We start from the raw sequence: 12,728 nt of genomic DNA, 5'->3' as shown, positions 1-12,728 counted from the left end.
GGAGCGACTCCGCTACGCCACGATCCCTGCGGCGCGCATCTTGGCGATTTCCGCGTCCGTGAAGCCCGCTGCCGCCAGCACCTCGTCGCTGTGCTGGCCGACATTCGGCGCCATGCGCGGCTGCACCTTCTTCGCGCCTTCGATGAAGATCGGCGTGTTGATGGTGCTCAGGTCGCTGTCCACGAACGGGATGACGGCCTCGGTCTCGCGCATCTGCGGATCGTCCGGAATGTCGGTCGGAATGCCGACCACGCCGAAGATCAGGCCGTTGCCGTCCAGCGTCTTGCGCCAGTGGGCGAGGGGCTTGGTCGCGAACACCTTGTCGAGAATCGCGATCAACTCGGGCGCGTTCTTGTGGCGAACCGGCTTGGTCTCAAAGCGCGGATCGGCGATCAGTTCCTCGCGCCCGATCACCTTCGCGAACACGGGAAACTGCTTTTCTTCGTTGAGCAGCGACAGGATGATCCAGCGCCCGTCGGCACATTTATAGTGACAGGTCAGGCCATTCAGGGCGCGGTCGCGCGGCGGGCGCTTCTGGAACGTCGCGCCGCAGAGAGCGGCCTGTGCATAGATGCCGTTGGACCAGATGCCGTTGGCCATCAGGTTCGACATCACCTGCGTGCCCTTGCCGGTGCGCTCGCGCTGATAGAGCGCGGTGACGATGCCGGCGAACAGCGACATCGCGCACGGGTGATCGCCCATGCCAGGCATTGAGCGCGCCGGCACGGTGTCGTCGGTCTCGCGCACGAGGTCCATCAGGCCGGAGCGCGCCCACCAGGCGTTGCTGTCGAAGCCGGGCTTGTCGGCCTCCGCGCCGGTTTCGCCGTAGCCGGTGAACGATGCATAGATCAGCCGGTCGTTGAGCGGCGCGAGATCCTTGTAGGTGACGCCGAGCTTCTTGCGCACCGGAGGCGGGAAATTGGAAATAAACACGTCGCACTCGGCCGCGAGCTTGCGCAATACGGCCTGGCCTTCCGGCCTGGAGAGGTCGAGCGCGAGGCTCTTCTTGTTGCGGCCTTCCAGCATCCACGCATAGTTGTGGTTGCTGATCGGGTATCCCGGCAGGTTGGGCAGGTTGCGCACCGGATCGCCCGCGCCGGGCGGCTCGATCTTGATGACGTCGGCCCCGAAATCGGACAGCGCGGTGGCGGATGATGGTGCCGCGATGAAGCTCGCGCAGTCGATAACCTTGAGACCTTCGAAAATTCCCTGACCCATTTCGGCGTGTTCCCTTTGTTTCTTGTTTCCGGGCCGCCGATGGGGTCGGCAGCCGTTAATCGTGCTTGCGCTCGTCCGAAATCGCCTTGCCGTCGTTGGGCAGCGACCCCGGGGGCACCAGAGTGACATTGCCCTGCAGCTTTGTCACGGTACGCAGGGTCGATGCAACCGTGTCCCGCAATGCATCGGCAGGGGTTGCGGTTTCCGCCGAAAGCGTCATCACGTCGAGCTCCTTGTCGCGGGTCACGACAAGGCGCAGCCGCCCCAGTTCGGGGTGGCGCTTGGCGATTTCGGCGATCTGCTCGGGGCGCACGAACATGCCCTTGATCTTGGTGGTCTGATCGGCCCGGCCCATCCAGCCCTTGATCCGCATATTGGTGCGGCCGCACGGGCTTGGCGTCGCCATCACGGCGCTGAGGTCGCCCAGCGCCAGACGGACCCACGGAATCTGGCGGTTGAGCGAGGTCACCACGATCTCGCCGACATCGCCGTCGGGGACCGGATCGTCGGTGCCGGGGCGGACGATTTCCATGATCAGGTCTTCGTTGACGATCAAGCCCTCGCGGCTCGCGGTCTCGTAGGCGATGAAGCCGAACTCGGCGGCGGCATAGGTCTGGTAAGCGTCGATACCGCGCGATTTCATTTCTTCCTGCAGCGATTTCGGAAACGCCGCGCCGGACACCAGCGCGCGCTTGATCGAGGAGACGTCGCGTCCGGCGGTGTTGCCGGCGTCGAGCAGGATTTTCAGGAAGTCCGGCGTGCCGGTATAGGCGACCGGGCGATAGGCCTCGATCAGTTCGAACTGCTGCTGGGTGTTGCCGGGGCCCGCGGGAATCACGGCGCAGCCGAGCGCGCGTGCCGCCGAATCGAAAATGAAGCCGCCGGGCGTCAGGTGATAGCTGAAGGTGTTGAGCACCACGTCGCCGGGGCGGAATCCGGCGGCGAACAGGGCGCGCGCGCCGCGCCACGGATCGGCGATGGCGGTTTCCGGCTCGAAGATCGGGCCGGGTGAGGTGAACAGATGCGAGAACGATCCCATCGCCGCCGGGATGAAGCCGCCAAAGGGCGGGTTGTCCTTTTGCAGCATCGGCAGATCGGATTTTCGCAGCACCGGCAGCTTCGCCAGCGCCGCGCGGCTATTGATCGTGGCGGGATCGAGGCCCTTGAAGCGCGCGGCATGACCCGGTGCCGCCATCGCGGCCTGCACCACATCGGGCAGCCGCGCGAACAGGTCGGCGTTGCGTTCAGTCGGTGGGCGCGTTTCGAGGGTGTCGTAGTGGTTGGTCATGGGTCGTCCTGTCGTGCCTTGATCACCTCGCCCCGCTTGCGGGGAGAGGTCGGATTGCCATAAGCGCGTTTACGCGCGTCTGCGACGCGCTATGGCAATCCGGGTGAGGGGGTACTTGGCTTTCAGTCAAGGCGTGAACATCCGCGTTGGCCATTGCCCCTCACCCCGACCCTTTCCCCGCGAGCGGGAGAGGGAGAAATCACAGCCAGCGCTTGCGGCGCTTGAAGCTCTTGAGGTTCTTGAAGCTCTTGCGCTGGTCGCCCGCGCCGCCGAGATAGAATTCCTTGACGTCCTCGTTGTCGCGCAACTCGTCCGCGGTGCCGTCGAGCACGACCTTGCCCTGCTCCATGATGTAGCCGTGGCTCGCCACCGACAGCGCGGCGCGCGCATTCTGTTCGACCAGAAGAATAGTGACGCCGAGGTCGCGGTTGATCTGCTTGATGATGCCGAACACTTCCTTCACTAGCAGCGGCGACAGCCCCATCGACGGCTCGTCCATCAGGATCATCTTCGGGCGCGCCATCATCGCGCGGCCGATCGCCAGCATCTGCTGTTCGCCGCCGGACAGATAACCGGCGAGGCCGGTGCGCTCCTTGAGGCGCGGGAAATAGTTGAACACCATGTCGATGTCGTCATCGATGGCCTTGTCGCTGCGCGTATAGGCGCCGAGCCGCAGGTTCTCCCGCGTGGTCATGTCGGAAATGATGCGGCGGCCTTCCATCACCTGAAAGATGCCGCGCCGCACGATCTTGTCCGGATCGATGCCATCGATGCGCTCGCCGTCGAACACGATCTCACCGCGGGTGACTTCGCCGTCTTCGGTTTTGAGTAGACCGGAGATCGCCTTCAGCGTGGTGGATTTACCTGCGCCGTTGGCGCCGAGCAGCGCCACGATCGCGCCCTTCGGCACGTCCATGCTGAGGCCGCGCAGCACGAGGATGACGTTGTCGTAGACCACCTCGATGTTGCGCACCGCGAGCAGCGGCACAGCGATTGCGGCGGCAGCAGGTCGGGCGGTTTGTTCAGCGGCTGTTTGCACGGCGGTCGTCCTGAGTTTTCCAAACCTCTCCCCGTTTACGGGGAGAGGTCGAAGCCTGAGCGTAGCGAAGGGTTCGGGTGAGGGGCGAAGCGCCGAACGATGACGAGATGCCCCTCACCCCAACCCTCTCCCCGCAAAAGCGGGGAGAGGGAGAAGTATTTACCAGCCGAGCCATTCCGGCTTGCGCGGCAGGTCGACGGTCTTCACCTTCTCGAGCTTGACCGTGCCGTTCTTGACAAGGTCGGCAACCGGAGCGTCGGTCGCGCCGGACACCTTCATGCGATAGATGTCGACCTTGAGCGTCGGGCGATGGTCCTTCTCGGTCCAGGTCGAGGGATTGCAGACGCCGTCCATGCCGGCCGGCACCCAGTCCTTCTTCTGGTAGAAGCCCTTCTTGACGTTCTCGCCGGTCGCGCCGCCGTTCTTGGCGGCCCATTCGACGGCTTCCTTCATGTAGAGCGCGGTGCAAACGCCCGCGACGTAGTGCACCGGGCGATAGGCCGTGCCGGCGGCGTCGGACATCTTGGAAATGTCCTGCATGGTCTTCATGCCGGGTGCGTTGCCGCCCCACGCCACAGCGGTGCGCAGCGGAAACACCACGCCGTCGGCGGCAGCACCCGCCGCCTTCGCCGCGTTCTCGTCCATGCCCCAGACGTTGCCCATGAACTGCACGTCGGTGCCGGCGGCTTTACACGCGTTCAGCACCGAGATGTTGGAGCCCGCGGTGTTGCCGAGATAGGCGTAGTTCGCACCCGAACTCTTCAGCGTCAGGCACTGCGCGCTGTAGTCGCCCGGCGTCAGCGCGAACACGATGGCCGGCAGCACGTCGAAGCCGAGTTCGGCGGCGAGCGCTTCGCCCGCGGCCTTCGGCGCGTTCGGATACGGATGGTTGGCGCCCATGTGGACGTACTTCGGCTTGCCCGGCTTGCCCTTCGACTTCCAGTCATCGGCGGCCCAGGTCAGCATGCCGCGCAGCGCGTCGGAGTAGCTCGGACCGTAGAAGAAGTTGTACGGCGCGGCTTTGCCCTTGCCGCCCGCGCCGGTCGGATCGGACAGCGCCGCCGAATACGAGCCGGAGATGTCGGGGATCTTGTCTTCCGACAGGAAGCCGGTGAGGGCTTCGGTGTCGGCGGTGCCCCATCCGAGGATCGCCGCGACCTTGTCGCCGCCCGACCACTTCTTGTACTGCGCGATCGCGCGCGGCACCTGATAGCCATAGTCGACGGTATCGACGTTGACCGGCTTGCCGTTGATGCCGCCGTTCTTGTTCACGTAGGCGAACGCGTCGGCGACGCCCTGTCCGAACGGCGTTCCGACATCGGACGTCGCGCCCGAATAGTCGGCGAGATGGCCGAGCGAGACCTGCGCCTGAGCTGCGCCGGCGGTGCCGCCGAGCAGCAGGGCGAGTGACGCTGTACTCAATAATTTCGTCATGGTCATAAGCGTAATCCTCCGGTTTCCTCTCGAGGTCTTCTTATTGTCAGTCCCGTTCCGACCTCAATGCGAGAACGGGTAGAGTTTCCAGTAAGCCTTGATCTGCCGCCACCGGTGAGCAAGCCCGTCCGGCTCGAAGATCAGAAAGACGATAATGATGACGCCGATGGCCATCTCGCGCAAGAATGCGATGTTGTTCTTGAGGCCGAGCGCATGGTCGATGGCGCTGCCGCTGAGCGATGCGCTCAGCCATTCCATCGATTCCGGCAGCAGCACCATGAAGGCGGTGCCAAGCAGCGTGCCCATGATCGAGCCGATGCCGCCGATGATGATCATGGCGAGGAAGATGATCGAGCGGTCGATGCCGAAGCCTTCGTTGGAGACGACCTGATTGTAGTGCGCGTAGAGCGCGCCGCCGACGCCGGCGAAGAAAGCCGCGAGGCCGAACGACAGCGTGCGGTACTTGGTGAGGTTGATGCCCATGATCTCGGCGGAGAGATAGTGATCGCGCACTGCCACCAGCGCGCGGCCGTCGCGGCTGCGCATCAGGTTGGTGACCAGCAGGTAACAGACGATCACGTAGGCCAGCACGACGTAGAAATACTGCCGGTCGCCGCGCAACGTCTTGCCGAAGATGGAGAACGCGTCGGCGTGGGCAGGAACGCTGCCGCCGGTGAACCATTCGGCGCGGGAGAAGAAGTCGAGCAGGATGAATTGCGCGGCCAGCGTCGCAATCGCAAGGTAAAGGCCCTTCAGCCGCGCGGCGGGTAGCCCGAACACCAGGCCGACAAGGGCGGTGACGACACCGGAGAGCGGAATGGCGAAGAACACCGGCACGTGCAGCTTGCTCGACACATAGGCCGAGGTGAACGCGCCGAATCCGAAGAACGCGGCATGGCCGATGGAGATTTGGCCGGTGAAGCCGACCACGATGTTGAGGCCGAGCGCGGCGATGCCGAAGATGCCGATCTGGATCAGGAGGCTGAGCGAGTATTCGTTCAGCACATAGGGCGCGAAGCAGATCAGGATGATGCCGAGGATCATCATGTTCCGGCTGGTGGTGGTCGGAAACACGGTGGTGTCGGCCGCATAAGTGGTGCGGTAGTCGCCTGCGGGAAGAAGGGTCTGGCCTGCCATGATCAGATTCGCTCGATGTCTTTGGTGCCGAACAGGCCGTAAGGCTTGATCATGAGAATGATGATGAGGGCGTAGAAAGGCGCGATCTCGAACAGGTTGCCCCAGTGCAGGTATTCGCTGTCGACGAAATGCGCGACGTTTTCGAGCAGGCCGATGATGATGCCGCCGAGCACCGCACCGCCGACGCTGTCGAGGCCGCCGAGGATCGCGGCAGGGAACACCTTGATCCCGTAGGCGGAGAGACCGGCCGAGACTCCGTTGACCACGGCGACGACGACGCCGGCCACCGCGGACACGGTGGCGGAAATCGCCCAGGCCATCGCGAACACGCTCTTCACGGAAATGCCGAGCGATTGCGCGACCTGCTGGTTAAAGGCGGTGGCGCGCATGGCGAGGCCGTACTTCGAGACTTTGAAGAACCATGCCATCCCCCCCATCATCGCCGCAGAGACCGCGAGGCTGAGGATGTAGACGGTCTGCACCTGCAGCCCGAAGATGTTGACGAGCTGCGTGTTGAAGATGCGCGGGAACGGCTGCAGGTTGACGCCGAATATCCATTTCATCAGCGCCGAGAACACGGTGGACAGCGCGATCGTCACCATGATGACGGAAATGATCGGCTCGCCGATCATCGGGCGCAGGATCACGAGCTGGATCGCGATGCCGAACAGGAACATGAAGACCAGCGTGATCGGCATGCCGATCCAGAACGGGACCTGATATTTCGTCAGCAGCCACCAGCACACCCACGCGCCGATCAGCAGCAGTTCGCCCTGCGCGAAGTTGACCACTTGCGTGGCCTTGTAGATCAGCACGAACGACATCGCGACCACGCCGTACAGCGTGCCGACGACCAGTCCGTTGATGAGAAGTTGGATCAGAAGCTGGGTGTTCATGATTTTATCCGCGGTGTCATTGCCGGGCTTGACCCGGCAATCCATCGATCCTTTTTGAGATGGATGCGCGGGTCGAGCCCGCGCATGACAAATTGAGTATGCAGCTTCACTCCGCGGCCTCCATTGCCTTCCGCGCTCCAAGGTCAACCACCGGCAGGGTGCAGCGGATGCGCTGGGTGGTGCCATCCTGGAAGCGGATTACGGTATCGATGTCGATATCGGGCCTGCCGCCGTAAATTGTGTTGATAATGTCGGCGTACTTCTCGTTGATGACGGTGCGGCGGACCTTGCGGGTGCGGGTCAGTTCGCCGTCGTCAGCGTCGAGCTCCTTGTAGAGCAGCAGGAATTTCGAGATGCGCTGCGCCGGCGGCAGCGTGGCGTTGACCGCCTCGACTTCCTTGCGCAGCAGTTCGTAGGTCTCGGGCCGCGAGGAGAGGTCGGTGTAGGTGGTGAAGGACAGCCGGTTCTTCTCCGCCCATTTCGAGACGATCGAGAAGCGGATGCAGAGCATGGCGGCGAGATAATCGCGGCCGTCGCCGAGCACGACGGCTTCGGCGACGTAAGGCGAGAACTTCAGCTTGTTCTCGATATATTGCGGCGAGAAGCGGTCGCCGCGCGCGGTTTGCGCGAGGTCCTTGATGCGGTCGATCACCACAAGCTGCTTGGCGGGATTGAAATAGCCGGCGTCGCCGGAATGCATCCAGCCGTCGCGGATGTCTGCGGCGGTGGCGGCCTCGTTCTTGTAATAGCCGGAGAACATGTTGGGATGGCGCACCACGATCTCGCCGACGCCGTTGACGTCGGGATCGCGGATTTCGATTTCGATATTCTCTGCCATCGAGACGCCGGTGGTGTCGGGATCGACCTCATCCGGCTTGTGCAGGGTGAAGGCGCCGAGCGTTTCGGTCTGGCCGTACAGCGTGCGCAGCGGCACGCCCATGGCGCGGAAGAATTTAAATGTATCCGGGCCCAGCGCCGCGCCGCCGGTGGCCGCCGAGCGCAGCCGGGTGAAGCCGAGCCGGTCACGCAGCGCGCGGAACAGGATCGCATCCGCCACCGCCGAATGCTCGCCCTTGTCGAGCGCCGCAAGGCCGGCCTTCATGCCGACATCGTAAAGCCGCTGCTTCAGCGGCGAGGCGTCCATCACGCGGGCGCGGACATCGGCGGCGATGGCTTCCCAGATGCGCGGCGCGAACAGTACGAAGGTCGGCGCGATCTCGCGGAAGTCGTTCATCATGGTGTCCGGCTCTTCGACGAAGTTGACCTTCATCCGCGAAAGCAGACCTTTTCCGAGCGCGTAGACCTGTTCCATGATCCAGGGCAGCGGCAGTACCGAGACATATTCGTCCTCCGGTCCCTTGGGATCGAAGGCGAGATAGCTCGCGCAATGACGCAGCATCAGGCCCGGCTTGAGCATGGCAAGCTTGGGATTCGATGTGGTGCCCGACGTGGTGCAGAGAATGGCGACGTCGTCGCCCTTGGTGGCGTCCACCATCTGGTCGTAAAGCTGCGGCTCCCGCACGGCGCGGGCGCGTCCCTTTTCCGCCAGCGTCGCCGCGTCGATCAGGCGCGGGTCGTCGTATTTGCGCATGCCGCGCGGATCGGAATAGACGATGTGCTTGAGGTGCGGCGCGCGGTCGCCGAGTTCGAGCAGCTTGTCGACCTGCTCTTCATCCTCGGCGAAAACGATCTTGGTCTCGCCATAGGTCAGCAGGTACAGCACTTCCTCGGGCAACGACTCGCGATACATGCCGAGCGACAGCCCGCCGATGGCATGGGCGGCGATTTCAGCGGCGACCCAGTCCGGCCGATTATCGCCGATGATGCCGATCACGTCGCCGCGCGTGATGCCGAGTTCGACCATGCCGAGGGTGAAGTCGCGCACGCGGGTCTGGTAGTCGTTCCAGGTGAAGACCCGCCACAGCCCGAGATCCTTTTCGCGCAGCGCGATCTCGCTGCCGTGCTCTTTGGCATTCAGACGCAGCATCTTCGGATAGGTGTAAGCCTGCGCAACGCGCCCTGCGTAATCCATCATGCGGCGGTCTCCGCAGCAGGATTGGTGTCGTCGAGGGCATTCAGCACCTCGTCTTCCTCGCCGAGATAGGCCTTGCGCACATGCGGATCGTCCAGCACCTCGGCGGGCAGGCCCTCGGCGATCTTGCGGCCGAAATCCAGCACCGTGACGCGGTGCGAAATATCCATCACCACGCCCATGTCGTGCTCGATCATCATCACCGTCATCCCGTACTCCTCGTTGAGATCGACGATGTAGCGGGCCATGTCTTCCTTCTCCTCGAAGTTCATGCCGGCCATCGGCTCGTCGAGGAGGATTAGTTTGGGTTCGAGTGCCATCGCGCGCGCCAGTTCGACGCGCTTGCGCAGGCCGTAGGAGAGGGTGCCGGCGGTCGCCTTGCGCACCGATTGCAGATCAAGGAAGTCGATGATCTCTTCCACCTTGCGGCGGTGTTCGAGTTCCTCGCGCCGCGCGCCGGTCAGCCAGTACAGCGAGCCGGTGATGAAATTATTTTTCAGCAGGTGATGCCGCCCGACCATGATGTTGTCGAGCACGGTCATGTGGTGGAACAGCGCGAGATTCTGGAAGGTGCGGCCGATGCCGAGCGCCGCGCGGGCATTCGGCTTGAGGCCAGTGATGTCGCGGCCCTGATAGAAAAGCTGTCCCTCGGTCGGGGTATAGCGGCCGGAGACGCAGTTCACGATCGAGGTCTTGCCGGCGCCGTTGGGGCCGATGATCGAAAACAGTTCGCCTTCGTTGACGCCGAAGCTCACGTCGGTCAGGGCGCGCACGCCGCCGAACCGCAATGAGACTCCCCGCACCTCCAATGCGTAAGCCACTCAATTCCTCCCAGATACGGCGCTTCGCGCGCTCTTTATCCATGGTTCGCTGCCAAATCCGATCCTACACCGGCCGGGTTTGGTAAGCCATTCTACTAATGACGTTTTGCGTCATCGGACATATGTGTCGCAGCCGTCATTACGGCAAAGCGTGACATTGAAATGTCTTGCGCCTGACAATTCGTTGGGCAATTTCGATCTGCGCGCGGTATACCAAAGCCCGCTTTGCCGCGTCGCAACATCAGGCGACGCGAGTGCCGGTTAGAGAAGCATGATTACGACGGATTACCTGAGACGCATCGCGGTCTGGTCGCGCGACCTGACCGAGCGGGAGGCCGAAGTCGCCCGCGCAGGAATCGTCGAGCGTTCGTTCAAGGCCAACGAATTCATCTGTATGCGCGGCGATCACTTCGAATACTGGATGGGCGTCGTCACCGGCCTGGTGCGGATCGGAACCGGTTCGCGCGACGGCAAGGCGGTCAGTTTCACCGGCATGACCAATGGCGCATGGTTCGGCGAGGGCACGGTGCTGAAGAACGAAGCGCGGCGCTACGATGCGGTGGCGCTGCGCGATACGCGGCTTGCGCTGATGGACCGCGCGACCTTCATGTGGCTGTTCGAGAACAGCGTCGCGTTCAACCGCTTTCTGGTCGGGCTGCTGAACGAACGTCTCGGCCAGTTCATGGGGCTGGTGGAACATGGCCGGATGCTCGATGCGAAAGCGCGTCTCGCCCGCTCGCTGGCGTCGCTGTTCAACCCGATCCTTTATCCGGATGTCAGCCGCCATCTGGAGATCACCCAGGAGGAGCTCGGCGCGATTTCCGGGATCTCGCGGCAGAACGCCAACCAGTGCCTCAAGACGCTGGAGCAGGAGGGCCTGCTTCGCGTCGAGTACGGCGGCGTGACGGTGGTCGATCTTGAGAAGCTGCGCGGCTACGGGGAGTAAAGCCCGCATTGCGAGAAGCCGCAATGAAGCTGTGTTACCGCGCCGCCTTCCGTTTCGTCTTCAGCAGCGCCCTGATCTTGTCGGCATCCGCCGGCGTCGCCGGATTGTAGATCACCATGCCGAGATCGGGCCGGCCATCGACGGCGAAGGCCGAATATTCCAGCGCGAGCGGCCCGGCGACGGGGTGATGCAGGATTTTCGCGCCGTCACCGTAGGTGCGAACGTCGTTGTCGCGCCACATCGTTTCGAACTCCGGGCTGAGCCTGCAAAGATCCTCGACGAGGGATTGAATTTCGTGCGTGGCCCCGGCGCGCGCAGCGTCCGCACGAAACGCCGCCACCACATAGCGCGCGACATGCTCCCAATTGGATTGCACGGTGCGGACGCGCGAGTCGCGGAAGATGAGGCGCAGGATATTCCGCTGCTCCGGCGCGAGGGTGCTGTAGTCGGTCAGCACCACCGTCGCGGCGCGATTCCAGGCGACGACATCCCATGTCGGGGTTTTTACAAAGGCCGGGCTGACCTCCAGCGAGTCGAGCACGCGCTGCAATCGTGGCGTGACGCCTTCCGGTGCCTGATAGCGGACCTCCGGCGGGCGTCCCAGGCCGAGCAGGAAAATGTGCTCACGCTCCACATCGGTCAGCATCATGGCGCGCGCGATCCGATCGAGCACATCGGGCGACGGCGCGCCGCCGCGTCCTTGTTCTAGCCACGTGTACCAGGTGGCGCTGACATTGGCGCGCTGCGCGACTTCCTCGCGCCGCAGGCCCGGAGTTCGGCGGCGTTTCAACGAAAAGCCGAAAGCGGCAGGATCGAGCTTGGCGCGTCGATCCTTCAGGTAGACGCCCAGCAGGTTGTCCTGAGTGGCAGGCATCCGCGCTCCTGTTAGTCATTATACCTGTATAACGTCACTACTTTACCAGCATATCAAATGCGCTGACTGTTGTCCTCGCTCATTCTGGAGGATTTCTGATGCGTGTTTTTGTGACCGGTGCGACCGGATTTGTCGGGTCTGCTGTAGTTGGCGAGTTGGCTGCGTCCGGACATCAAGTGTTGGGGCTGGCGCGCTCCGATCAGGGGGCCAAGGCGCTCGCCGAGATGGGAGCGCAGGTGCGTCGCGGCAATATGCAGGATCTCGATAGTCTCCGCAGTGGCGCAGCCGAGGCCGACGGCGTGATCCATCTGGCGTTCAACCATGACTTCTCGAAGTTCCTGGAGAATTGCGAAGCGGACAGGCGTGCGATCGAGGCAATCGGCGAAGTCCTTGAAGGATCGGAGCGGCCGCTACTGGTCACGTCCGGGCTGGCGCTGGTTGCGCCCGGCCGTCTTGCGACAGAGGCCGACAGCCCCGCACCCGGTTTCCCGCGCTTATCGGAAGTGGCGGCGGAAACCGTTGCCGCGCGCGGCGTGCGGGCTGCGGTGGTGCGGCTTGCGCCATCGACCCATGGCGCGGGCGATCACGGTTTCGTTCCGCACCTGATCAACCTCGCGCGGGAGAAAGGTGTGTCGGCTTATATCGGCGATGGATCAAATCGCTGGCCGGGTGTGCATCGCTTCGATGCGGCGCGTCTTTACCGGCTGGCATTGGAGCGCGGAGCGGTTGACGGTCCTTATCACGCCGTCGCCGAAGAGGGCGTGCCGTTCAAGGAGATCGCCGGCGTCATCGGCCGGGGGCTGGGCGTGCCGGTGGTCTCCAAGTCTGAAGACGAAGCCGCAGATCATTTCGGCTGGTTCAAGGGCTTCGCAGGCATGGACATTCCTGCATCCAGCGAACGGACGCGCGAGCGGTTGAACTGGCAGCCGACTCATCCGGACCTGCTGACGGATATCGATCAGAAGGCGTATTTCGAGGAGTGAATGGACGCGCACCGTCATTGCGAGGAGCGTAGCTGCTCCCTCGCCCCGCTCTTGCGGGGA

At 63.4% G+C, this 12,728-nt stretch carries 11 protein-coding genes; 2 read left to right on the top strand and 9 right to left on the bottom strand.

The genetic code is table 11. The features are described 5' to 3' along the window. Positions 1 to 12: 12 nt before the first annotated feature. From LVY71_RS17250 to LVY71_RS17215, 8 genes are all read right to left on the bottom strand, one after another. On the bottom strand, positions 13 to 1,218 hold the full coding sequence (locus LVY71_RS17250; protein WP_235101074.1) for a CaiB/BaiF CoA transferase family protein: 1,206 nt from the start codon (positions 1,216 to 1,218) through the stop codon (positions 13 to 15). Positions 1,219 to 1,273: 55 nt separating this feature from the next. Beyond that, on the bottom strand, positions 1,274 to 2,506 hold the full coding sequence (locus LVY71_RS17245; protein WP_235101073.1) for a phenylacetate--CoA ligase family protein: 1,233 nt from the start codon (positions 2,504 to 2,506) through the stop codon (positions 1,274 to 1,276). Between the two features lie 199 nt (positions 2,507 to 2,705). Further along, on the bottom strand, positions 2,706 to 3,545 hold the full coding sequence (locus tag LVY71_RS17240) for an ABC transporter ATP-binding protein (RefSeq protein ID WP_235101072.1): 840 nt from the start codon (positions 3,543 to 3,545) through the stop codon (positions 2,706 to 2,708). Positions 3,546 to 3,704: 159 nt separating this feature from the next. Then, entirely contained in the window at positions 3,705 to 4,985 is a 1,281-nt protein-coding gene (locus tag LVY71_RS17235; protein WP_235101071.1) for an ABC transporter substrate-binding protein, read from the bottom strand. A 57-nt stretch (positions 4,986 to 5,042) separates the two neighbouring features. Continuing rightward, positions 5,043 to 6,116 (bottom strand): branched-chain amino acid ABC transporter permease, encoded by a 1,074-nt coding sequence (locus LVY71_RS17230; protein WP_235101070.1) that lies wholly within the window; start codon positions 6,114 to 6,116, stop codon positions 5,043 to 5,045. A gap of 2 nt (positions 6,117 to 6,118) precedes the next feature. Further along, positions 6,119 to 7,012 (bottom strand): branched-chain amino acid ABC transporter permease, encoded by an 894-nt coding sequence (locus LVY71_RS17225; protein WP_235101069.1) that lies wholly within the window; start codon positions 7,010 to 7,012, stop codon positions 6,119 to 6,121. 106 nt (positions 7,013 to 7,118) lie between these two features. Then, positions 7,119 to 9,047 (bottom strand): long-chain fatty acid--CoA ligase, encoded by a 1,929-nt coding sequence (locus LVY71_RS17220; RefSeq protein ID WP_235101068.1) that lies wholly within the window; start codon positions 9,045 to 9,047, stop codon positions 7,119 to 7,121. After that, on the bottom strand, positions 9,044 to 9,865 hold the full coding sequence (locus LVY71_RS17215; protein ID WP_235101067.1) for an ABC transporter ATP-binding protein: 822 nt from the start codon (positions 9,863 to 9,865) through the stop codon (positions 9,044 to 9,046). The genes LVY71_RS17220 and LVY71_RS17215 overlap by 4 nt, the downstream gene beginning before the upstream one ends. 271 nt (positions 9,866 to 10,136) lie before the next feature. On the opposite strand from LVY71_RS17215, the gene LVY71_RS17210 reads away from it, so the two are divergent. Continuing rightward, on the top strand, positions 10,137 to 10,811 hold the full coding sequence (locus LVY71_RS17210) for a Crp/Fnr family transcriptional regulator (RefSeq protein ID WP_235101066.1): 675 nt from the start codon (positions 10,137 to 10,139) through the stop codon (positions 10,809 to 10,811). A 34-nt stretch (positions 10,812 to 10,845) separates the two neighbouring features. On the opposite strand, the gene LVY71_RS17205 is transcribed toward LVY71_RS17210, so the two are convergent. After that, complete coding sequence (locus tag LVY71_RS17205; protein WP_235101065.1) at positions 10,846 to 11,685, bottom strand: helix-turn-helix transcriptional regulator; 840 nt, start codon at positions 11,683 to 11,685, stop codon at positions 10,846 to 10,848. A 98-nt stretch (positions 11,686 to 11,783) separates the two neighbouring features. On the opposite strand from LVY71_RS17205, the gene LVY71_RS17200 reads away from it, so the two are divergent. Beyond that, positions 11,784 to 12,668 carry an SDR family oxidoreductase gene (locus LVY71_RS17200; RefSeq protein WP_235101064.1) on the top strand — a complete coding sequence of 295 codons (885 nt, stop codon included), beginning with the start codon at positions 11,784 to 11,786 and terminating at the stop codon, positions 12,666 to 12,668. Positions 12,669 to 12,728 lie beyond the last annotated feature (60 nt).

Source organism: Bradyrhizobium sp. G127, assembly GCF_021502575.1.
In the GTDB taxonomy this organism is placed as follows: domain Bacteria; phylum Pseudomonadota; class Alphaproteobacteria; order Rhizobiales; family Xanthobacteraceae; genus Afipia.
The sequence above is the reverse complement of the archived record's forward strand: the minus strand, read 5'-3'. Positions and strand labels throughout refer to the sequence as shown.

Coding starts and splice junctions, on each gene's coding strand:
- LVY71_RS17200 (WP_235101064.1), top strand. CDS start 11,784: ATGCGTGTTTTTGTGACCGGTGCGACCGGATTTGTCGGGTCTGCTGTA.
- LVY71_RS17245 (WP_235101073.1), bottom strand. CDS start 2,506: ATGACCAACCACTACGACACCCTCGAAACGCGCCCACCGACTGAACGC.
- LVY71_RS17235 (WP_235101071.1), bottom strand. CDS start 4,985: ATGACCATGACGAAATTATTGAGTACAGCGTCACTCGCCCTGCTGCTC.
- LVY71_RS17210 (WP_235101066.1), top strand. CDS start 10,137: ATGATTACGACGGATTACCTGAGACGCATCGCGGTCTGGTCGCGCGAC.
- LVY71_RS17220 (WP_235101068.1), bottom strand. CDS start 9,047: ATGATGGATTACGCAGGGCGCGTTGCGCAGGCTTACACCTATCCGAAG.
- LVY71_RS17205 (WP_235101065.1), bottom strand. CDS start 11,685: ATGCCTGCCACTCAGGACAACCTGCTGGGCGTCTACCTGAAGGATCGA.
- LVY71_RS17230 (WP_235101070.1), bottom strand. CDS start 6,116: ATGGCAGGCCAGACCCTTCTTCCCGCAGGCGACTACCGCACCACTTAT.
- LVY71_RS17250 (WP_235101074.1), bottom strand. CDS start 1,218: ATGGGTCAGGGAATTTTCGAAGGTCTCAAGGTTATCGACTGCGCGAGC.
- LVY71_RS17225 (WP_235101069.1), bottom strand. CDS start 7,012: ATGAACACCCAGCTTCTGATCCAACTTCTCATCAACGGACTGGTCGTC.